Raw genomic sequence first — 22695 nt, forward strand, 5'->3', positions numbered from 1 at the left:
CAGTTCATCCGATCCGACCACCTCAGGATCGGGGCTTCGATTTCTGGTCAATGGGGGTTTCGACAAGACCATGAGCAGACCAGCCCGTCATTCCGGGCTCGCCTTTGGCGCCCCGGAATGACGGGCTGGGTGTCAAAACCGATGTGAACTTTCCCGCAGATCGGATGAGATTAACCCGAGTTCGGATCTCTGACCTCAGGATGAGGTCGTGCCTTGGAACAACAACGCGAAGAGGTCCTGAATTCCGTCCCGCGCGGACCCTGTCGGGCCACCGAATCGGGATGACGAAATGTCGGATCGCGTGTTCGCCATCAATCAATATCGCCGATCCTGTAGCTTTCGGACTAATTTCCGGCCACTCGGAAGAGATGTTCTCCAAGTCAGGGTGATATTTTAAGGTTGTCGCTTGCGGCGGTTGCTGTTCCAAACCCGTGACCGCCTTTGCTCATCTGAATGATCCATGGAGGCTGGAATGCGGGTGGCGGTCATCGGCGTCGGATATGTCGGTCTCGTATCCGGGGCGTGCTTTGCCGAATTCGGGCATCATGTGCATTGCGTCGACAAGGATCCGCAGCGGATCGCCGCCCTGCGCGCGGGTCGCATGCCGATCTACGAGCCGCATCTCGACGCGCTCGTCGCCAACAACGTCGCCGCCGGGCGCCTGAGCTTCGGCACCGATCTCGCAGAGGCGGTGGGCGACGCGGAAGTCGTGTTCATCGCCGTCGGCACGCCCGCCCGGCGCGGCGACGGCCATGCCGACCTCGCCCATGTCTTCGCCTGTGCCCGCGACATCGCGCAAGCGATCCGGGGTTATACCGTGGTGGTGACGAAATCGACCGTCCCGGTGGGCACGGGGGACCGGGTCGAGCACATCATGCGCCTCGTCCAGCCCCAGGGAGCCTTCGCCGTCGTCTCGAACCCCGAATTCCTGCGCGAAGGCGCGGCCATCGCGGATTTCCAGCATCCCGACCGGATCGTCATCGGCACCCAGGACGAGCGGGCGCGGGCGATCATGACCAACCTCTACCGGCCCCTGGCGGAGGCCGCGGTGCCGCTGTTCTTCACCACCCGGCGCACCGCCGAGCTGGTGAAATACGCGGCCAACGCCTTCCTCGCCATGAAGATCGGCTTCGTCAACGAAATGGCCGATCTGTGCGAGCGGGCGGATGCCGATGTGGAAGGGGTCTCCTACGGCATCGGCCTCGACCGGCGGATCGGCGCGCAGTTCCTCCAGCCGGGGCCGGGCTTCGGCGGCTCGTGCTTTCCCAAGGACATCCAGGCGCTGATCAAGTCGGCGCAGGATTACGGCGTCCCCTCCCGGATCATCGAGACGGTGGCGGCCGCCAACGAGCAACGCAAGCGATTGATGGCGCGGCGGCTGATCAAGGCCTGCGGCGGCTCCGTCAGGGGGCTGACCATCGCGGTGCTCGGCCTCACCTTCAAGGCGAATACCGACGACACCCGCGAGGCGCCGGCTACCTCGATCATCACCGCCCTCCAGGACGAAGGCGCCGAGGTGCGGGCCTATGACCCCCAGGGGATGGACCAGGCGAGGGCGCTCATGCCCGACATCGCCTACGCCACCGACCCCTATTCCTGCGTGGCCGGCGCCCATGCCGTGGCGATCGTGACGGAATGGAGCGTGTTCCGCACCCTCGACCTCGCCCGGCTCCGCTCGCGCATGGCGGGGTCGGTCCTCGTCGATTACCGCAACATCATCCCGGTGGCGGAGGCGACGGAGGCCGGTTTCCGCCATGTGGGAATCGGCCGGCGCAGCGTCACGGCGGAGCGCCCGGCGCCACGGATCGACCTGACGCAGCCGCAGGGAGCGGTGCTGCCGGAGCTCGCCATCGCCGCTGGGTAATCCCCCGAAGGCACCGACCGAGCGAAAGCCGCCCCGCGACTGCGGGGCGGCTTTCGTGTGTCGGTTCTACTTGAGGAGTTTACTTGGGGAAGTCTGTATCGTTGCAAGACGACGGATCTTCCCGCCCTCTCACCTCATCCTGAGGCGCGCTTTGCGCAAGCAAAGGGCCTCGAAGGAGCCCTCCAGTTCGCTGAGCGAGGACTGGAGCCCTCCTTCGAGGCCGCTTCGCGGCGCCTCAGGGTGAGGTAATAGGTTGGAAAGACGGAAGAACAGGTTTCGGTGGGAACGCGCTCACCGTCCGGTCGCGGTCCTCAGGGCGGGCTTCGGCCAGAACGCGGAGGCCTGGGCCAGCACGGTCTCGATCACCTCGTCCTGCTCGTCGATGCGGAGATCCGGGAAGAGCGGCAGCGAGAGCGTGCCCTCGCCCCATTCCTGCGCCACGGGCAGGGACGATGCTTCCGGCACGTCGCGGTAGAGGGTCAGCGTGGGCACGCTGCGGTAATTCACCGTCGTGCCGATGCGGGCCTCGCCCAGCGCCCGGAGCATGTCGTCGCGGCGCCCGTCGGGCACGTGGATCGGGAACAGGTGCCGGGCCGAGACCACGCCCGGCTCCATGGCCGGCCAGGTGAACGGGGTGCCGGCGAGCGCGCTCTCGTAGCGTCGGCTCAACGCCTCGCGCCGGGCGCACTGAACCTCGATCTGCTCGATCTGCGGCGCGAGCAGGACCGCCAGCAGGTCCGGCAGGTTGGCCTTGGTGCCGAGGCGGTCGATGTCCCAATGGTTGTAGGTCCCGCCCTGGAAGCGCTGGGCCGCGCCGGCGGACATCCCGTGCAGCACCGTCTGGACCAGGGTCCGGGCGAGGACCGGATCGCCGGTGACGACGGCGCCGCCCTCGCCGCAGGTCACGTTCTTCGTGGCGTAGAAGGAGAAGATCGCCGCGTCGCCGTCCTGCCCCGGCCGGCGCCCGTTGCGGCTGCCCTCGAAGCAATGGGCCGCGTCCTCGATGATCCGGATCGAGGAGGGGATCGCCGCCCGCAGAGCCGGGATGTCCACCATCTGGCCGTAGAGATGGACGGGGATGATGGCCCGCGTCCGCTCCGTCACGGCCGCCGCCGCGAGACCCAGGTCGATCAAGAGCGTGTTCGGGTCGCTGTCGACGAAGACCGGCGTCGCGCCCACGAGGCGCACCACGTTGGCCGTCGCCGCGAAGGTCATGGCCGGTACGATGACCTCGTCGCCGGGGCCGATCCCCATGGCGAGGAGGGTCGCCACCGCCCCTTGCGTCCAGCTCGAGGTGAGCTTGGCATGCGGCACCGCGAAGAAGTCCCGCAGCAGGTCCTCGACGCGCGCGCCCTCGGGGCCGGTCGTCAGGAACGCGCTGCCGAGGACCGAGGCCACCCGCACGGCGTAGTCGGGCGAGAGCGCATGCCTATAGAACGGGACTGCCATCGGTTGCCTCCATGTCTTCGCTGAGAGCCGGCGATGCCGGTGTGGTTCGGTAGAGGGCGTGCAGGCGCGCCGCGACCACGGTCCAGTCGGCCGAGCATCCCATCCGGTGGGCGCCGCGCGACATCGCCCGCCATTCCGCGGAATCGAGGGAAGCGGCCCGGGCGAGCGACCGGGCCACGGCCTCGGCCGTCAGATCCTCGATGAGGAGGCCGGCGCCGTGCCGCGTCATCGCCTCGGTCATCCCCGCCTCGGCGGTGATGAGGAGCGGCACGCCGAGAATCTGGGCTTCGAGGGCCGCCGTCGGCCAGCGGTCGAGGCGCGAGGGAAAGGCGAAGAAGTCCCAAGACCGGACGATGTCGTCCCGCTCGGCCCCGTAGCGCGGCCCCTCGAAGGTCACGGCGGATTCGATGCCGAGGCGGCGGGTCGTCGCCATCAGCTCGTCTCGCTCGTCGCCGGGGCCCATGACGACGAGGCGGCCGCTGCCGCCCTGCCGCCGGTAGAGGGCGAACCCTTCGATCAGCAGGTCGAGCCCCTTGTGGAACACCGCCAGCCGGCCGCAGAAGCCGAAGACGGGCAAGCCGCCGGCAGGGCCTGATAACCCGCCGGCAGGGCCGGACCTGTCGACGAATCCCGGACGTCCGCCGAGCGCGCTCGAATAGACCCCGTGGGGCACGAGGACCGACCGGGCCTTGGGCGCCAGGCGGCGGAGTTCGGCCTGTTCCAGGGCGGTGATGACGTGGACGAAGCGCGCGCCCTCCAGAACCCGCCGCTCCAGCAGCCGGACGTAGAGGGCGGTCGAGGGTTTCACCAGCCGGCCGGCCCGGTCGTAGAAATGCGAGAAGCAGGCATGGAGGCTGATGACGTAGGGGATGCCGCGACGGCGCAGCATCCGCGTCAGCGAGACCAGGAGCGGCTGGCGCGCGCCGTGGAAGTGGAAGATCGTCCGCGTGTCGGCCCCGTCGAGGAAGGCCTCGCGGGAGCGGCGCGACAGGCTGACCGTGCGGCCGAGGATCCTGAGCCCGTCCAGCGGGACATGATCCATCCGGATGCCCGCCGGCACCGTCATCCCGTTGGGATCGCGCGACAGGAACAGGATGCGGGATGCCTCGCCCGACACGGTCTGCTCCGTGACGAGGGAGCGCGTATTCTGGTGAATACCGTTGGCGAAGGAGGGATATCCCTCCTTGTTCTCGATGATGACGTGGCGGACGGACAAGGGGGAGCCACCATCCGGCCGTCGGACCGTGGACGAGGGAGGCACGTCATAGGCTCGCATGGATGTCCTCTCGGGCCGGCCGGTCGGAGATGCGGGTCCGGGCGGACGCGGACCCGTTTCGTCTCAGGCGCGCGCCGCCTCGGCGCCGGCCTCGAAGGCCGGGCGGGGAAACACGCCCGGGGTCGCGGCGATGGCCTCTTCGGCCGGGATCGGCAGGCTCAGCCGCTGGAGCGGGTCGGCGAGCAGCATCTTGTACCACTTGACCGTGTTGCAGACGGCGGTGTTGCGCAGGAGCTTGGCGTCGATGGCGTTCTGGATCTCGATGACGGCATCCTCGATCCGGTGTCTCGCCCCGAAGCCGAAACTTTCCCGCGCCTTGGCGAAGCTCACATGGTAATCGCGCCGGTCGAGCCCGCAGGGCATGAACTCGATCTCGCTCGCCTTGGTGACGGTGTTCTTCACCGCGAGCGCGATGTCGACGATCTGGCGGTTGTCCCAGCCGATGTTGAAGGCCGCACCGGCGACGACGCCGGACGGGGCGCGCAGGGCGCTGAGGAAGGCGGCGGCCACATCCCGCACATGGACCACCGGACGCCATTGCGATCCGTCGCCCCCCACCGTGATGCGGCCGCGATCCAGGGCGTCGAAGGTCATCTGGTTGACGACGAGGTCGAAACGCATGCGCGGCGACAGGCCGAACACGGTGGCGTTCCTGAGCGCGGTGGCGGCGAAATGGCCGGTATTCAGGGCGAGCACCGCCTCTTCGGCCCTGGCGCAGGTCTGCGCGTAGATGGTGAGGGGCCGCAGAACCGCGTCCTCGGTGAGGAACATGTCCTGGCCGGCGCCGTAGACCGCGCAGGAACTGGCGAAGAGGTAGCGGCGGACGCCGGCGCGCTTGGCCGCCATGGCGGCCCGTATCCGGCCCTTCTCGTTGATCGACCGTGTCAGCTCCGGGTCGAGATCGCCGGACGGATCGTTCGATAAAGCGGCCAGATCGATGGCATAATCGCAATCGTCATAGGCATGATGGTCGATGAGTCTGATGTCCTGCTTGACGATCTCAAGCTTGGGGTGGCCATCATATTTCGAGAGAGCAAGGTCTCCGAAATAAAAGGCATCTATGGCTCTGACCCTGTACCCGTTCCGAAGTAATTCTCCGACCATGACGGAGCCAATGTAACCGCCGGCTCCCGTGACAGCAACTTTCGCGTTCATGATTGTCATCCATCGCAGTCTTGAGAACAATGCTTCAGTCTTGATGTTCAATTTAATGTGATGAATTTCGTAAGGCAAAAGAACAATGGGACTAGCAGCGATGGTTCGGGGTGCAGTTCAGTAATACGAAATCAAGATGCCGCGGCGCGAATGGATTAGCCGGGGGTGTTTCCTATGTGGCGCGTCTCGTCGGCGACGATCGACTGAACAAGGAGCGCTCGCGCTCGGTATCGACGCGCGTCAGCGCACGGGCCGTCCTTCGACGATTTCGGCGAGCGCATGGCCGTTCACGGGGAGCCGACCTCGCGGGAGGCGGGGTTTCCCAGGCGTGAGAGCGTGGCGGTGGTGTCGAGCGGGAGGAGCGTCAAGCCGGACGCCGAAGGCGTCGAAAGGCACCGGGCCAAGTATGATTGGCCCGGGGACCGCGTAAGACGGCACGGGTCCGAAGAGAGATGTAGGACGATAGATCTGAGACGAGAGATGGGATCAGTCTCGTCCGAATCCGCGCCTCTGCTCGGCGCGGGTCATGTCTTGCGAGATCCACCCCGTCGAACGGGATGGATCCGCCCGGATGGCGGCGCCTCTATACGGCCGCCATCCCTTCGAGCGTGTCGTTGAGCGATGCCGCGCCGGGATGATGCTTGGCGAAGCTCGCTCGGTCGCCCGAGTTACAATATTTGATACCCCAGAGGGCCGCTTGTGTCCTGTTCCGTACGTTAATCTTTCGGAGGATCGCCTTCACATTACCCTTCACCCGTCCTTCGGCGATGGACAGGCGCTCGGCGATGGCGCGGTTTGAATCGCCCTTGATCAAGCAGGCGATGATACTGAGTTCCCGGTCTGACAGATGAAGTGTCTGATCCTGAGAGGGGAACGGCTCGTCGGTCTCCGGTTCCCCGCTTTCCTCCTCACCGGGGAGGGGGTCGGCCTCAGCCCCAATGCACAGATGGGGCACCACGCAGTGGTCGAGCAGGATCAGTTCCAGGGCCTGCACCAAAGTATCAGAACAGGCACTGTACAAAAGAATAGCCGCCGCACCGCATTCCAGCATGGGCGCTACATGCTCGGCCTCGCAGGTCGCGCAAATGCAGATGATGAAACTGTTGGGAAAACGAAGACGAGCGTTCAAGATTTCCTCGGTCGGGGCGTTCGCCGTCGAGGGAATACTCATGATGACAATAAGGTTCGAGTCGGAAGATTCGGGTAAATCCTGAGCCTGGTCGAGATTTCCGACCATGGAGATCACGTCGAACCCGCTCTTCAGCAATATGTATCGTAACCCTTCTCTGTAGAGCGCCGTTCCCCCGCTGATCACGGTTGCGGGTCGCGCCGTAGATGCAAAATTGGGTCGTGGAAAGGTAGTTCCGGAAACGTGAATCATCGTCAGCCCCCCACCAATTCGTACTGATAAAGTCGACCGCTCCACTTACAAGTAATGTACAAATCGATACATTAAAGTGAGAGTCTGGTATGGATCGGAACAATCTGACCGTCAATGAAAAAACGATTAAATAATCCTTTTTTGGTCATCCCATTTGATCGATAGCCGCGCCCGACTGTGATCTGCCATCCGAAAGCTCTATACGGATGTTAATTGCGGATGGTTCTACGAGCGAACATTGGGGAGTGTGCCCGCGGATTCCTGGCATATCTCGAAGTCATCGATTGTATAGATTCCCTCGTGTTCGTTCAGACTCGCTCCTCGTCCCAGATCGACCGTTCGGAGTAGGTCTCTTTCGATCTCCGTTGTCTGGCAGCGCGAGGTACAATCACCGGCATTCAGTTGCGGTGATGTAGGATTCGCTATGCTGGGCAGGTGGTTAGACAAGCAAAACAGCTTTGCCGGCTCTCAAGGCGCGCAGGGTGCCGGTGGGCGGTGCTTGGCCGATGCGGCGCAGGCTGGTTCGGCATCCTCGTCGGCCGGCGTAGAATCAGGGTCCGGCGGGGCAGGAAGCTGGGCCGAGTCGTTCAGGCTCGACCATGCCGAGCTCATTGGCCCGCACCGGCCGGGCCCCCGTATTCCCGGCAGTCTCACATGGCTGCTGGCGACGACATCGATCCTTTCCGCGCTGGTCTTCGGTCTCGTCGTCGAGACGACCCGGTCGGTCGGTGCGCGCGAGGCGCGCCAGAGCGACGACGGACATCGCGTCGCGTTGCAGCAGGCCGAAGACCGGATCGCGACGCTCGCCCTGGAACTCCGCTCCGAGAAGGACGCGGCCGAGATCTCGCGCTCCCTCCTGAGCCGGCAGCTCGATGAGGGAAGCCGGGCATTGGAGACCGTCGAAGCCGATCTGAAGCGGGCGCAATCCGAGCGGCAGGCACAGGCCGCCCGCGCGGACGACCGCGAACAGGCGCTCCATCGCCTCGAGGAGCAGTTCGAGGCGAGCCGTCGGGAAGCCTCGACCCTCCGGTCCGAAGCCGCGGATCTCCTGGCGCGCACCGATGCCGCGATGCGCGCGCAGGCCGCGGCGGATGAGGCGCGCCGGGCGGCCGAAGCGGTTCTGGCGAATGCCGGGGGCGCCCGCGACGGCGATGCGCCGGTACGGACGGAATTGGCCTCGATCGATGACGACGCGAAAAGCGATGTCCGGTCTGCTGCGCTGCCGGTCGCCATGGACAGGTCAGCGGAGGCCGCGCCGCTGGCGGTCCCGCCCGTCACCGATCCGCGCCCGGGATGGTTGACGCATGGCAGCGCCACCTTCGCTTCCCTCGACGCAGTCGCCCATTCCCGTGGCCTCGGGCCTCTGAAGGCCCAGCCACAACCAACGGCCTCCGCCGTTCGCCGCGCGCCCCCGCGCCCGAACCGTGGGCGGCCTCAGGCGAGCGACGCGGCGTCGATGCCGGCCTCCTCCGGCGCTCAGCCCGTGGCGAAAGGGGGCCTCGACGACGGTGAGGCCGGTCCGGGACCGGACGGCGCGCCACAGCGTGTGCCGGTCTCCGCCCTCTTGCGTCCGTCACCGGTCCGGGCCGCGCCGCAACAGAAACCCGCCCGTGGCGAGGGAGTATCCGCGGAGAAAAAGCTAAGTAATCCCAAGTAGCGCTTCTCCTGGGCGCATTCGCGCCGCATTCTCCTTGCCGAGCTTGGATTAAAGTCATTCTCTAAGTCGCGCTGAGTGAAAAATCGTTATCCAAGTGATTTAACGTCAAATTTGTGTCGGTTATATTCCGCGATGATGCATTTATAGTTTGGTTGTGTCGATGTATTCGTGATTTTTTCGAATGACGGCGCGATGCATCGCCGTCTTTGCGCGGTGAATGCGAAGCCTTGGATGCGTCATCGCCAAACATCGATCTCTGTGACGCGCAGCGATGCCGGAGCCTGTCGAGATGGAATTCATCGAGAACCGTTCCCAGGACGAAACGGATATCCGTCAGGCCGACGACGATGGGCGGTCCACCGCCTACTTCATCGGCGACGGAACCTTGCTGATCCGATGCGCGGAGCTCTTCCTGGCCGCCGGGCATGCGATCTCCGCCGTGATCACGCGGGATCGGCGCGCCGCCGAATGGGCGCGCCGCGCCGGGATCGCGATCATCGACAAGGATGCGTTCCTGGCCGCCGGCCATCGCGATCCTCCGGTGGATTTCCTGTTCAGCGTCGGCAATCTCGACGTGATCCCATCGGCCGTGCTCGCCCGCGTCCGGCGCCGGGCGATCAACTTTCACGATGGCCCCCTGCCGAGACATGCCGGCCTCCATGCCACGACCTGGGCGATCCTCGCCGGGGAGACCTCGCATGGCGTCACCTGGCATCAGATCGACGAGACCATCGATACCGGCGCCATCCTGGCGCAGGAGCATTTCGACATCCTGCCCGGTGACACCGTCTTCAGCCTCAACGGCCGCTGCTACGAGGCCGGAGCCTCCAGTTTCGCCACCCTCCTCGACGGGCTCGTCTCGGGCCGCGTGGAAGCGAGGCCGCAGCGGGGCGAGCGCCTCTATCATGGCCGGCTCAAGCGCCCGGATCGCGCCGCGACCCTGGATTTCCGCCAGCCCGCCGCCCGGATCGCCGCCCTCGTCCGCGCCCTAGATTTCGGCCCGGTGCACAATCCGCTGGCGCGCCCGAAGATTTTCACCGGGCAGGATCTGGTCCTGGTCCGGGGCGCGGAGATCGGTCCCGCCTCCGCTCACCTCCGGCCCGGTACGATCATGCGGGTGGGCCCCGACCTCGTTTCGGTCGCGACGGCTGATCGCGAGATCGTCCTTTCCGGCCTCACCACTCTGCTCGGCGAGCCGGCCGACATTCTGTTCAGCCCCGGCACGGTCCTGCCGGAGATCGAGGAGGCGCGCGCCGAGGCGCTCGCGTCCGCCCAACGCCTCGCCGCCGTCCACGAAGCGTTCTGGATCGAGCGCCTGGAGACGGTCGCCGCGCCGACCTTGCCTTATCCCCGTCGCGGGGGCGGTGGTTCCGATGCCGCCCCTCACCGGATCGCGATCCCGCTGGCCCGCACGGCGAGCCCGGACGATGCGGCGGCGGCCTTCCTCGCCTGGATCGGCCTCGTCTGCGACACACCTCGCGTCACGCTGGCGTTGAGCGAGGCCGCCAAGGCCCAGGACGAAACGGGGACCGGGCTTGAGCCGTGGTTCCTGCCGGACCGTCCCCTGACCCTGGCCGTCGACCGGGACGGCTCGGTTGCGGAGCTCCGGGCGGCGTTCGCAGCCGAGCGCGCCGACCTCGCCGCGAGGGGCATTCTGGCCGCCGATCTACCGCAACGCGCCGCCTCTCCCGAAATGCGCGAAAGGGCCGTCGCATGGCGCAAGATAGGCCTGGTCCATGGCGGTGCGAAACCGGGTCTCCTGACGCGTTCCGGCTCCGAATTGTTGCTGGTTCTGAGCGAGGGCGAAAGCCGGGCGGAGCTCCTCGTCTGCGGCCGGACCTTCGAGGTCGAGGTGGCGCAAGCCATGGCGAGGCAGTTCGCGGCCTTCCTCCAGGCCTTCCTGGCCGATCCCGAGATTCGCCTCGGCGCGCTCCCCCTCGTGCCGGAGGAAGAGGCGGCCATCGTGGCGGCGCTCAACGCCACCACACTGCCTTTCCCGCACAATCGCACGATCCAGGACGAGATCGCCGCCAGGGCGGCCGAGCTGCCCGAGCGGGACGCCGTCGTCGCGGGCAAAACCCGCCTCACCTATGGCGAGCTCGACCGCGCCGCCGGGGAACTCGCCGGCCGCCTCGTCGCGGCCGGAATCGGGCCGGGGACCATCGTCGGCATCTGCCACGAGCGGGTGCCCGATCTCGTCGTCGCCGTCCTCGCGACCTTGAAGGCCGGTGCGGCCTACCTGCCCCTCGATGCCGACTATCCGCGCGAGCGCCTCGCCTACATGCTCGAAGATTCGGGCGCCGAGGTCCTGCTGACGAGCCACCCCATCCAGGATCGCCTCGCCTTCGCTCCGGCGCAGGTGCTCTACACCGCGGAGGCCAGCGGCGAAGCCGCGCCGCCCCCCGGTCGCGCCGGCGGGCAGGATCTCGCCTACGTCATCTACACCTCGGGTTCGACCGGCCGGCCCAAGGGTGTGGCGATCACCCATCGCAACCTGATGAATTTCTGCGCCGGCATGGATGCCCGCATCCCGCACGACCCCCCCGGCACCTGGCTCGCGGCGACGAGCCTGTCCTTCGACATCTCGGTGCTCGAAATCCTCTGGACCCTGGCGCGCGGCTTTACGGTGGTGCTGCACGGCCAGCGCTCCGAGCGGAGTTCCGGCCCCGGCTTCAGCCTGTTCTACTTCTCGAACGACGACGCGGCGGACCCGCAGGACAAGTACCGTCTGCTGCTCGAAGGCGCACGTTTCGCCGATCGCAACGGTTTCGAGGCGGTGTGGACGCCGGAGCGGCACTTCCACGCCTTCGGCGGCCTTTACCCCAACGCCGCCCTCAGCGCCGCCGCCCTCGCCGCCTGCACCGAGCGCGTCAAGATCCGCGCGGGCAGCTGCGTCCTGCCGCTCCACCATCCCCTGCGCGTCGCCGAAGACTGGGCGATGATCGACAACCTGTCGAAGGGCCGGGCAGGGATCGCCTTCGCGTCGGGATGGCAGCCGAACGACTTCGTCCTGGCGCCCGAGCGCTTCGCCGCGCGCAAGGAGAGAATGGCGGGGCAGATCGATGACATCCGCCGCCTCTGGCGCGGCGAGCGCCTGCCGTTTCCCAATCCGCTGGGCAAGGTCGTGGAGATCGGCACGATGCCCCGCCCGATCCAGCCCGAACTGCCGATGTGGCTCACGGCGGCCGGCAACCCCGACACCTTCGTCCAGGCCGGGCGGCTGGGATGCGGCGTCCTCACCCATCTCCTCGGCCAGACTCTCGAGGAGCTGGCCGACAAGATCCGGCAATACCGCATGGCCTGGCGGGAGGCCGGGCATGCCGGTGAGGGACACGTGACCCTCATGCTCCATACCTTCGTGGGCGAGGACGAGGACGCGGTCCGCGAGACCGTCCGCGAGCCCATGAAGCGCTACCTCGGCAGCGCGATGGATCTGGTCAGGCAGGCCGCCTGGACCTTCCCGACCTTCGTCCAGCGCGCGGCCTCCGACGGTCGCACCCCGGCCGAGATCCTCGACGCCGAGGATTTGTCACCCGCCGATCGCGACGCGCTGTTGGACCACGCCTTCGAGCGCTATCACCGCACCGGCGGCCTGTTCGGCACCCCGGAATCCTGCCTCGGCATGGTCGAGGCGGTGCGGCGCATCGGGACCGACGAGATCGCCTGCCTCATCGATTTCGGGGTGCCGACCGATCTCGCCCTCGACCATCTCGAGCACCTGAAACGGCTGATGGTTCTGGCCGGAACCCTCACCGCGACGGTGCCCGCCTCGGTTCCCGAGGAGATCGTCCGGCACCGGGTCACCCACTTCCAATGCACCCCCTCCATGGCTCGGATGCTGGTGGCCGATGCGGCGGGCCGGCGCGCCCTCGCGCAGCTCGGCACCATGATGGTGGGCGGCGAGGCCCTGAGCGTGGACCTCGCCGGAAGGCTGCGCGACCTGCTGCCCGGTAAATTCCTCGGCATGTACGGCCCGACGGAGACGACGATCTGGTCGGCCGTGGTCGAGATCGACGGCGTGGAACGCGGCGTGACCCTCGGCGAACCCATCGCCAACACGGTGCTGCACGTGCTCGACGCGCACCGGCGCCCGTGCCCGGCCTATGTGGCGGGCGAGCTCCATATCGGCGGGGAGGGCCTCGCCCGTGGCTATCTCGGCCGCGACGAGCTGACGGCCGAGCGGTTCATTCCCAATCTCTTCGGTCCGGGGCGGCTCTACAGGACGGGCGACCTCGTCCGCCGGGACGCCTCGGGAGCGCTGATCTTCCTCGGGCGGCTCGATCACCAGGTCAAGGTCCGGGGGCACCGTATCGAGCTCGGCGAGATCGAGACCGCATTGGCGCGCCAGCCCGGCATCGCCGCCGCCGTCGTGGTGGCGCGCGAGGATAGCGACGGCGACCAGCGCCTGGTGGGCTACGTCACCGCCAGGGACGGCGCGACCCTGCGGCCCGAGGCCCTGCGCGAGGCAGTCGCCTCGACGCTGCCAGCCTTCATGGTCCCGGCCGTGATCGTCGTTCTGCCCGCCCTCCCGATGACCCTGAACGGCAAGGTCGACCGAGGCGCGCTGCCCGCGCCGCATCAGGCACCGGAGGCCGCTGCTCCGCCCGAAGTGCCGATGAGTTCAGTGGAGGCGCTGATCGCCGGCATCTGGGGCGAAGCGCTCGGCCGGCCGGTCGTCGCCACAACCGAGAACTTCTTCGACCTCGGCGGTCACTCCCTCCTCGTGGTGCAGGTCCAGCGCCGTCTCGGCGAGGAGCTCCGCCGGGAAATCGCGATCACCGACCTGTTCCGCTTCCCCACGATCCGCACCCTCTCGCTGCATCTCGGAGGATTCGCCACCGGCCCCTCGGCAACCGACCGGGGACACGATCGGGCCAAGGCGCGGCAGGCGCTGAGACGGCGCCAGGAGATGCCGGCGCCCGTCGCGTAGCCATCGGCCAGTAGAGAAACGTGAGGTACGTCATGATTTCGCCGACCCCTGAAACGGCAGGTGATGCAACCGGCAGGATCGCCATCGTCGGCATGGCGGGGCGGTTTCCGGACGCAGCCACGACGGGCGACCTCTGGCGCCTGCTGAGGGCGGGGCGCGAAGCGACGCATTGGTTCAGTGACGAGGAGCTGTTGGCCTCCGGTGTCTCGGCCACGCATCTGCGCGACCCGCGCTACGTGAAGGCCGGAATGGTCCTGCCCGACATGGAAGCGTTCGATGCGGGATTTTTCGGCCTGAGCCCTCGGGAGGCGGCCATTCTCGACCCCCAACACCGCCATTTCCTCGAATGTACCTGGGAGGCGCTGGAGGATGCAGGCCATTGTCCCGAGACGTTCGCGGGAGCCATCGGCGTTTTCGCGGGCTGCGGCATGCAGGCCTATTTCGCCAACAACCTGCTCACCAATGCCGAGCTCCTCGAACAGGTGGGGCTCTTCCTCCTGCGTCATACGGGCAACGACAAGGACTTCCTCGCGACCCGAGCCTCCTACCTCCTCAACCTGCAGGGGCCGAGCATCTCGGTGCAGACCGCCTGCTCCACATCCTTGGTGGCGGTCCATTTCGCGATCCAGAGCCTACTGTCGGGCGAGTGCGACATGGCCTTGGCAGGCGGCGTGACCATCGAGGTGCCGCACCGACAGGGCTACCGGGCTGCTGAGGGCGAGATTCTCTCGCCGGACGGGCATTGCCGTGCCTTCGACGACGAGGCCAACGGCACCCTCTTCGGCAGCGGGGCCGGTATCGTGGCCCTGCGCCGCCTGGAAGACGCCATCGCCGCCGGCGACCACATCTATGCGGTCATCTGCGGATCTGCCGTCAACAACGACGGCTCGACCAAGGCCGGCTACCTCGCGCCCAGCGTCGAGGGGCAGGCACGCGCGGCGGCCGAGGCCCTCGCGGTAGGGGGAATCGACCCCGGCAGCGTCAGCTACATCGAAGCCCACGGCACCGGCACGCCCGTGGGCGACCCCATCGAACTCGCGGCCCTGAGCGAGGCCTATTCCGTTCCCGGCCGGCGCCAGTTCTGCGGCATCGGCTCGCTGAAGACCAATATCGGGCATCTCGACACGGCGGCCGGGGTGGCGGGCCTGATCAAGGTCGCCCTGGCGATGCATCACGAGGAACTGCCCGCGAGCCTGAACTGCGCGCGGCCCAATGGCCGGTTCGATTTTGCCGCGAGCCCGTTCTCCGTGGTCACGTCGGCCAGGCCCTGGCCCCGCACCGGCACGCCTCGGCGCGCCGCGGTGAACTCACTAGGGGTCGGCGGCACCAATGCCCATGTCATCCTGGAAGAAGCCCCGGCCGTGCCTGTGCCGGGTCCCGCGCGGGACTGGCAGATCCTCGCCCTGTCGGCACGAACCGCCGAGGCCCTCGACGGGGCAAAGCGCAAATGGCGGGAGGCGCTGGCCGATCCCTCGCCGGACCTCACCCTGGCGAACGCGGCCTTCACCACCCAGACCGGCCGTCGCGCCTTCCCGCATCGCTGCGCCGTCATCGCCGGCGATCGCGCGGGGGCGTGCGAGATCCTGGCCGGCCACACGCATCGCCGCATGGGCACGGGGAGCGTCGGCGCCGGGACCGTCGGCGCGGTCTTCATGTTCCCCGGCGGCGGGGCGCAGTATCCCGGCATGGGCCGCGATCTCTACCGGGAGGTCCCGGCCTTTCGGGAGGCGCTGGAGGCCTGTCTGGCGCTGCTGCCGCCCGATGCCCCGGACGGCCTGCGGGCGCTGCTCCTCGACAGCGAACCGGGCGATGCCGCCGCCGCCGCCCTCCTCGCGCGGCCGCGCTACACCATCCCGGCCCTGTTCATCGTCGAATACGCCACGGCGCGCATGATGCTCGCCTGGAACATCCGCCCCGCCGCCGTGATCGGGCACAGCATGGGCGAGTATGCCGCCGCCTGCATCGCCGGCGTGATGTCCCTCGCCGATGCCCTGTCCGTCGTCGTCCTGCGCGGGCAGATCTTCGAGGCCGCGCCCGCGGGCGCCATGCTGGCGGTGTCGCTGCCCTCGGCCGAGCTGCGCGAGCGGATCGGTGACGCCCTCGACATCGCCGCGGAGAACGCCGCGACGCTCACGGTGGCGACCGGCTCCGTCCACGAGATCGCCGCCCTGGAACGGCGGCTGGCGGAGGACGGGATCGAGTTCCGCCGCCTGCGCATCGACGTCGCCGCCCATTCGCGCATGCTCGACCCCTTCCTCGACCGGTTTCGCGCATGCCTGGCATCGATCGCCCTCCACGAGCCCACGCTTCCCTTCGTCTCGAACCTCAGCGGCGCGTTCGTCGGTCCGGGTGAACTCACGCGGCCGGACTATTGGGTGTCGCATCTCAGGCAGACGGTCCGCTTCGCGGCCGGCGTTTCGGCGATCCTGGCGGAGCCGGACCGGGCGCTCCTCGAGATCGGGCCGGGCCACAGCCTCGGTGCCCTCGCGCGTCTCGCGGAGGGCGGGGGCTTCGCGCCTCTGGCCATCGCTCCGACCATGGGCCAGCCGGGGGACACGGAATCGGACGTCTCCGTCGCCCTGACCGCGATCGGCAAGCTCTGGGCCTGCGGCCATGCCGTCGATTGGGCGGCGGTTCGCGGCGGCGATGCGCGCCGGGTTCCTGCTCCGACCTACGCCTTCGAGAAGCACAGGCATTGGATCGAGCCGACGCGGTCGGGTGCGATACCGGTCGTCGCCGAGGCCGAGGCGCCCGTGCTGCAGCGCCTCGACGCGATGGAAAACTGGTTCTCGGTGCCGCAATGGTTGCCTGCGTCGGTCGCGCCGAACCGGGCCACGCCGGACCGGACATGGCTGGTCTTCGCCGACGCGTCGCGCCTGAGCACCGCGATCCTCACGGCTCTCGAAAACCGGGGCGTCAGCGTGGCGGTCGTGCGCTCCGGCGAAACCTTCACCGTCCGCAACCGCCTGTTCCAGTTGCGGCCCGACCAGCCGACCCAATACCGGGACCTGATCACGGCCCTCGACCGCGAAGGAATGGTGCCGGATCACATCCTCCACCTCTGGTCGATGAGCATGCCCGACCCATCCCTGGATCGCCCCTCGGCCGAACAGATGCTGGGTTTCGACAGCCTTCTCTCCCTCTGCCAAGCGATGCAATATTGCGACGTCGCCCTGCCCAAGCGCCTGACCATCGTGACGCGGGAGAGCCAGTCGCCCCCGAACCACGCGGCCCGCTACCCGGAGCGCGCGACCCTCCTCGGCTTGTGCCGTGTCCTGCCACGCGAGATGCCGGGCCTGGCGACGCAGGTCATCGACCTCGGCGGCGAGGATGGCCCCATCCGCGACGCGGATCCGGTGGCGGAGGCCGCCCGTATCCTCGCGGAATGCGATGCGGAGCACGGCGTCGATTTGGTGGCTCATCGCGCCGGCATACGCCTGGTTCAGCGGATGGTCCCGGCGCGGATCGAGGATCCTGCCGGGCTACCGCACCGCCTGCGCCAGAGCGGCGTCTATCTCATCACCGGCGGGTTCGGCGGACTCGGCCTCACCCTCGCTTCGTGGCTGGTGCGCGACGTGAAGGCGCGCCTCGTGTTGGTGGGACGCAATGCCTCCGCGCATGCGGCAGCGATCCACACTCTGGAGGCGGAGGGAGCCGAGATCCTGTCGCTGAGCGCCGATGTGACCGACTACGCCGCCATGGAGCGGGTGATCGCCGCCGCGCGGAAGCGTTTCGGCGCGATCCACGGGGTCTTCCATGCTGCGGGCTCCATCGACGACGGCCCAATCTTGGAAAAGACCCTGGAATCCAGCCGGCGGGTCATGGCGCCGAAACTGGCCGGCGGTTTGGTCCTCGATGCCCTGCTACCGCAGGGAAGCCTCGATCTGTTCGCGGTGTTCTCGTCCACGAGCGCCCAGATCGGTCCGCCCGGACAGATCGATTACGCCGCCGCCAACACCGCCCTGGACGCCCTGGCCGCCCGCCGTAGCGATGGCCTGTCGGTGGCATGGGGAATCTGGGGCGACATCGGCATGGCGGCCCGGATCCACGGGGGAGCGTCCCTGTCCGGTACCCGGGAAGGGCACCCGCTCCTCGGGGCCGAGACGGGTCGCACCGAGACCACCATCACCTTTCAGGCGCTCTACGATCCTGCGCGTATGTGGGTCCTGGCGGAGCACGTCCTCGACGGACGTCCGATCCTGCCCGGCGCGGCCTATGCCGAGATCGCTTTGGCCGCCGCCACGGCGGGGTTCGCATCGACGGGTGTCGACCTGCGCGGGCTCACCGTCGATCTTCCCCTCGTGTTCGAACCTGAGGTGAAGCGTCTCGTACGGACCACGCTCACGGTTCTTGCCAGCGGCGGGTACAGAATGTCTGTCGAGAGCCGCCCCCTCCTGGGCGAAGAATGGGTCGAACATGCGCGCGCCACCCTGTGGCCGGGATCGGCCCTGCCCTGGGCTGTCCGGAGGGTGGCCCGCCGGGCGGCGCGTCGGGAGGGGGTGCACGCGCTTCCGGGCCTTGGTTTTCCGCAGGGTGAGACCGTGACGTTCGGGCCGCGCTGGCACACGATACGCTGGATCGAGCGCGGTGATTGGGAGGCCGTGGCCGAACTGGAACTGCCCGCCGAGTTCGCTGCCGACCTCGACGGCATCACGGCGCACCCCGCGCTCACGGATCTCGCGACCACCTTCGGGCTGCATCTCCTCGCGCCCCCGGCCGACGACATGGTCTACGTCCCTACGTCGATCGAGCGCATGCGGCTTCCCCCGGGGCGCTGGCCTCGCCGAATCCGCAGTCACGTACGACTGACGGCGCTTCAGCACGGTGCCTCCGCTCGGTTCGACGTGGTGATCGGCGACGTGAACGGGGTACCGCTCGCCGTGTTCGAGGACTTCACCCTGCAGAGCGTGTCCCGATCGGTGAAGTCCTCGCAGGCAGATGCCCGTCCGCCGAGCCTGGAGGCGCGGCTCAATGCCGGCATCATGGCGGCCGACGCTCCCGAACTGCTCCGCCGGGTGCTCGACTGCCGGGGCGCCGGGATCGTGGCCTCGTCGATCGCCCTGTCAGACCTGCGCCGGGAAACCCTTGCAGCCATTCGTCCGAAAACGATGTCGGCGCAGCGTTCGGCCAAGCCGGTCGGCGGCGATCTCGACTACGCGAACGCTCTCGAGCGTCAGATCGCCGGATACTGGGCGGACCTGCTCGGCATCGCCGTCGTGCGTCCCCAGGACGACTTTTTCGAGCTTGGCGGTTTTTCCTTGCTGGCAGTGCGGTTGTTTGCCCGGATCCGCAAGAATCACGACGTGGATCTGCCGATCGCCACCCTGTTTCGTGCATCGACCCTGCGCCAATTAGCGACTCTGGTCGGCGGAATGGTCGCGCCGGAACCCACGGACGAGGGCGCCGCCGGGGGAGGCGAGCCGGACAAGGTGCTGGTCATGCCGTCCGTCGCCTGGTCGCCTTTGGTGGAGATCTGCCGGGGCGTGCCCACCCGTGCCCCGATCTTCTGCATCCATGGCGGCCAGGGCAACGTCCTCAACTTCGAGAAGCTGAGCCGGCGCCTCGGCCGGGACCAGCCCTTCTATGGATTGCAGGCGCGCGGTGCCGATGGGCGGCTCGCGCCGCTGGAATCCATCGAGGAGATGGCGGCCTCCTACATCGCGGCCATCCGCGAGGTCGATGCGCACGGTCCCTACCGGATCGCGGGTTATTCCGGTGGCGGGGTGATCGCCTACGAGGTCGCGCAGCAACTGACGCGCGCGGGCTATTCCATCGCGCTCCTGGTCCTCTTCGACACTCTGTCGACCACCAGCGTCGCGCAGCATCACAGCACGGTCGAGCGGCTCTGGGCGGTCCGCCGCTGGAGCCTCGGCTACACGCTGGGATGGCCGTCCCGCCTGATCGAGCGCCGCCGCCGCGCCGCGGAATTCGCGCGGGAGCGCTTCGACCCGAACGTCCCGATCCCCGACATGTACCGCGCGCAGTTCATCATGAACGCCTATCTCGTCGCGCAGAGCCGCTACACGCCTGAGCCCTACGCCGGGAGCATGCTGCTGTTCCGCTCGACGGATGCGTATGTCCCCTATCTCCTCGCCGGCCCGGATCTCGGCTGGGGCGGTCTCGTCCGGGGGGGGATCGACATCCACAAGATCGCGGCGACGCACGAGACGCTGTTCCAAGAGCCCGCCGTCGACAAGCTCGCCGCCATCCTCCGGCGCAGGCTCGACGGCCTGATGCATTATCCCGTGCGCAAGAGCGCCTGATCCGGGGACCGCATCGTCCGTCGGTACCGTCCCGTTCCGCGATGGACGACACCCCGTTGCCCGGCAGGGAGACCGAAGATGGATTTCGTCGATCGCGCCTACAGGCACTACAGCGACGTCAAGCAACTCGGCCTGCCCGTGCTCCTGCGCGGGCTGCACCGCCGCGCATCCTCCCGCGGGGCCCGTCTAGTCCGGACGATCCACGGTGCGTTCTACATCCGGCCGCACACGTCGGACATGGAGGTGCTGAGATCCGTCTTCGGCCGCATGATCTACGACCTCGACCGGGTCCGCCAGGGGGCGGCCACCCGGAGCGAGTACGAGCGGATCTGCGCGGCGGGACACACGCCGATCATCATCGACGGAGGCGCCAATGTGGGAATCGCGGCGCGCTATTTCGCGCGGGCCTATCCGAGGGCGGTCGTGCTGGCGGTGGAGCCGGACGAGGACAACCTCGTCGTCTGCCGGCAGAACACCGAGGTCTGCGCCAATATCTGCGTCGTCCCCACCGCCCTCGGCGGCCGGAGCGGCTGCGTGAACCTCGAACACGGCAACGGCAACGCCGACAGGGGACGGACCGAGCGCTCCGACCACGGCATCCCCATCACCGTCATCGCGGAACTCAAGGACCTGATCCCCAATGGCGAGTTGCTGATCGTCAAGATCGATGTCGAGGGCTTCGAGAAGGACGTGTTCTCCGGCGAGATCGGCTGGGTCTCCGAGCCGCATGCGATCATCGTCGAACCGCACGACTGGATGCTGCCGGGCGACGGAACCAGCTTTCCGCTGCAGGACATCCTCCTGCGCGAGCGGCGGGAGATGATCTTGTCGGGCCACAACCTGATGCTCTTCAAGTCCCGCGCCGCATCCGCGAGGGGCGACACGTCGCGCTGGCCGACGAGGGGGCTTCTCAAGGTGGTGCCGTCCGCGTGACGAGGCGGCCGAGCTTCTCCTGCCCGGCATCGCGAAAACCGGCATAGTCGATGGGCGTCCGCCCCCAGATGAAGACCGGCTTCACGTCGGCGGGCGCGGCGTAGGTGTTTCTGTCGAAACTGTTGCCGCCCTCCTCGATGATTCGGGCATTCGGGGCGGCCTCGTTCGTATCCGTGACGCCGCCGGCGCTGCCCCTGCCGGTGAACAGGATCCGGTTGTCGTGGACGCGGTTTCCGGTCGTCCTGTAGAAGCCGCCGCCGTCCTTCTCGCGGCCCTGGTCGACGAGCACGATCGCGCGGCCGTCGGGCCGGACGGTGATGGTGTTGTCGAAGACCTCGACGCCGCTCGAGGCCGCCACCTGGATGTCGGCCCCCCAGAACCAGACCGGATGGCCCGCGCCGTTGAAGCGCAGCGTATTTCCGCGGATCACGGCGTCGTAGGAGATCTCGAAGAAGATCCCGGCGGTGGAATTGTTCTCCACCGTATTCTTCTCGAACAGGACGTCGCGGCAATCGATGTCGCACCAGAGGCCCGGACCCGCATTGTCGTGGACGCGGTTCCCGCGCAGGACCACCTCCTGGCTCTGGGTGATCTTGAGGCCGCCGGCCTCCCATTCGGGGTCGAAGCCGGCCGTGTTGTTCCAAGCGATGCGGTTGTTCTCGATCAGGATCCGCTGGCCTTGCGCGGCCGCGCCGAGCTGGCCGTTCCGCTCGATCGTGCTGCCGGTGATCGCCCCGTCGGAGCCCACATCGACGCCGAGCCCGGCATTCAGGCGGATCTGCGAATCCTCCACGCGCCACCCGGTGCCGTCGCCGCCGCGGATCGCCCCCATCTGGGTCGGCGTGTCGTATTTCTCCACGACGAGCCCCTTGATCCGCACATCGGCGGCCCGGCTGCGGAAGGCGAAGCGCGCCGCGCTGACCTCGACGCGGCGTCCCTCCGGGTTGTCGGCGAGGATCGCGCGGCCGGCCGCCGCCTCCACTACGTAACGTCCGGGACCGAGATCGCCGCGCGACGCGACGCGGGTGAGCGGCTGTCCGTCGAGGAACACGGCCAGCGACAGGAGGCAGAGCGAGCCGCCGCCGCGACACCGGCCGGCGCCCACATGGCGCGGGTACAATCCGGTGAGGGACCAGTACGGGCCCGCCCGTTCGAACTGCCGGACGATGCGCGAACCGTCGAGGACGCTGCCGGGCTCGCCGAGGAACGTCTGACCCCGCAAGGGCGCGATCTCCTGCATCCGGTAGAGGCCGGCGCCGATGCAGATGGTCCCGCCCTCTCCGGCACGGATCGCGGCCCGCTGGATCGATTCGCCGGCGGCGACGCGCACGGCCTTGCCGGGGCAGCCGCCCTCCGCGCCCTCTCCCCGCGCCGGGTCGCCCCCTTGCCAGAGGATCAGCCCGGCGAGGGGCAGCGCATGGCGGAGCGCGCGCCACGTCATGGCTCCCGCCGTCCGGTGAGCGAAGTGCGCGACGGGGATCGCTGCCGGTGAGGGCTGTGCCGAGCGGTCATCCACCAGTTCGATCCTGCAGGGAGCAATTATCACCTTCCGTTACAGTTGCGGCCGGAACGAGATCTCGATGCCGCCGGCCCTGTACCGGTTTCTGCAAAACAGTGAGGGTTACTTTTCGCCGAAAGGAAGTTGAAAAACGGTCTAGAGCGCCGGGGCGAACGAATTAGTCCGTGATCTCACTTCCCAAGCCAAGTCGAAATCCCGCTCAATCACACCGACCAGACGGTGGATCGGCCGGATGGTGGATGAAAGCTCCGCCGTCATGGCCCGGATG

Annotated in this window: 10 protein-coding genes; 5 read left to right on the forward strand and 5 right to left on the reverse strand. The window is 67.9% G+C overall.

Translation table 11 applies throughout. The features are described from left to right. Positions 1–472: 472 nt before the first annotated feature. On the forward strand, positions 473–1864 hold the full coding sequence (locus ACYQOP_RS08385) for a UDP-glucose dehydrogenase family protein (protein WP_461222064.1): 1392 nt from the start codon (positions 473–475) through the stop codon (positions 1862–1864). Between the two features lie 291 nt (positions 1865–2155). Here ACYQOP_RS08385 and ACYQOP_RS08390 read toward each other — a convergent pair whose 3' ends face one another. The 4 genes from ACYQOP_RS08390 to ACYQOP_RS08405 form a co-directional block, all read right to left on the reverse strand. Further along, positions 2156–3313 (reverse strand): DegT/DnrJ/EryC1/StrS family aminotransferase, encoded by a 1158-nt coding sequence (locus ACYQOP_RS08390; protein WP_461222065.1) that lies wholly within the window; start codon positions 3311–3313, stop codon positions 2156–2158. Next, entirely contained in the window at positions 3294–4589 is a 1296-nt protein-coding gene (locus ACYQOP_RS08395) for a glycosyltransferase family 4 protein (protein ID WP_461222066.1), read from the reverse strand. Before ACYQOP_RS08395 ends, ACYQOP_RS08390 begins: the two co-directional genes overlap by 20 nt. 63 nt (positions 4590–4652) lie before the next feature. Further along, the gene (locus tag ACYQOP_RS08400; protein WP_461222067.1) at positions 4653–5744 is read right to left on the reverse strand and encodes an NAD-dependent epimerase/dehydratase family protein; all 1092 of its coding nucleotides are present in this window, start codon (positions 5742–5744) and stop codon (positions 4653–4655) included. Positions 5745–6327: 583 nt separating this feature from the next. Continuing rightward, positions 6328–7125: a LuxR C-terminal-related transcriptional regulator gene (locus tag ACYQOP_RS08405; protein ID WP_461222068.1), complete on the reverse strand. Its 798-nt coding sequence runs from the start codon at positions 7123–7125 to the stop codon at positions 6328–6330. 499 nt (positions 7126–7624) lie between these two features. Here ACYQOP_RS08405 and ACYQOP_RS08410 point away from each other — a divergent pair, with 499 nt between their 5' ends. From ACYQOP_RS08410 to ACYQOP_RS08425, 4 genes are all read left to right on the forward strand, one after another. Further along, positions 7625–8782, forward strand: coding sequence for a hypothetical protein (locus tag ACYQOP_RS08410; RefSeq protein WP_461222069.1), 1158 nt, complete (start codon positions 7625–7627; stop codon positions 8780–8782). A gap of 271 nt (positions 8783–9053) precedes the next feature. After that, positions 9054–13712 carry a MupA/Atu3671 family FMN-dependent luciferase-like monooxygenase gene (locus tag ACYQOP_RS08415; RefSeq protein ID WP_461222070.1) on the forward strand — a complete coding sequence of 1553 codons (4659 nt, stop codon included), beginning with the start codon at positions 9054–9056 and terminating at the stop codon, positions 13710–13712. Positions 13713–13744: 32 nt separating this feature from the next. After that, complete coding sequence (locus tag ACYQOP_RS08420; RefSeq protein ID WP_461222071.1) at positions 13745–19975, forward strand: type I polyketide synthase; 6231 nt, start codon at positions 13745–13747, stop codon at positions 19973–19975. A gap of 78 nt (positions 19976–20053) precedes the next feature. Then, on the forward strand, positions 20054–20908 hold the full coding sequence (locus tag ACYQOP_RS08425) for an FkbM family methyltransferase (RefSeq protein ID WP_056422422.1): 855 nt from the start codon (positions 20054–20056) through the stop codon (positions 20906–20908). On the opposite strand, the gene ACYQOP_RS08430 is transcribed toward ACYQOP_RS08425, so the two are convergent. After that, positions 20886–22424, reverse strand: a complete 1539-nt coding sequence (locus ACYQOP_RS08430) for a right-handed parallel beta-helix repeat-containing protein (RefSeq protein ID WP_461222072.1) — start codon at positions 22422–22424, stop codon at positions 20886–20888. The genes ACYQOP_RS08425 and ACYQOP_RS08430 overlap by 23 nt on opposite strands. Between the last annotated feature and the right edge of the window lie 271 nt (positions 22425–22695).

The organism is Methylobacterium sp. CM6247 (assembly GCF_054817925.1).

Bases quoted from the DNA above. Each gene is read 5' to 3' on its own strand.
- ACYQOP_RS08385 (WP_461222064.1), top strand. From the start codon at position 473: ATGCGGGTGGCGGTCATCGGCGTCGGATATGTCGGTCTCGTATCCGGG.
- ACYQOP_RS08390 (WP_461222065.1), bottom strand. From the start codon at position 3,313: ATGGCAGTCCCGTTCTATAGGCATGCGCTCTCGCCCGACTACGCCGTG.
- ACYQOP_RS08395 (WP_461222066.1), bottom strand. From the start codon at position 4,589: ATGCGAGCCTATGACGTGCCTCCCTCGTCCACGGTCCGACGGCCGGAT.
- ACYQOP_RS08400 (WP_461222067.1), bottom strand. From the start codon at position 5,744: ATGAACGCGAAAGTTGCTGTCACGGGAGCCGGCGGTTACATTGGCTCC.
- ACYQOP_RS08405 (WP_461222068.1), bottom strand. From the start codon at position 7,125: ATGATTCACGTTTCCGGAACTACCTTTCCACGACCCAATTTTGCATCT.
- ACYQOP_RS08415 (WP_461222070.1), top strand. From the start codon at position 9,054: ATGCCGGAGCCTGTCGAGATGGAATTCATCGAGAACCGTTCCCAGGAC.
- ACYQOP_RS08420 (WP_461222071.1), top strand. From the start codon at position 13,745: ATGATTTCGCCGACCCCTGAAACGGCAGGTGATGCAACCGGCAGGATC.
- ACYQOP_RS08425 (WP_056422422.1), top strand. From the start codon at position 20,054: ATGGATTTCGTCGATCGCGCCTACAGGCACTACAGCGACGTCAAGCAA.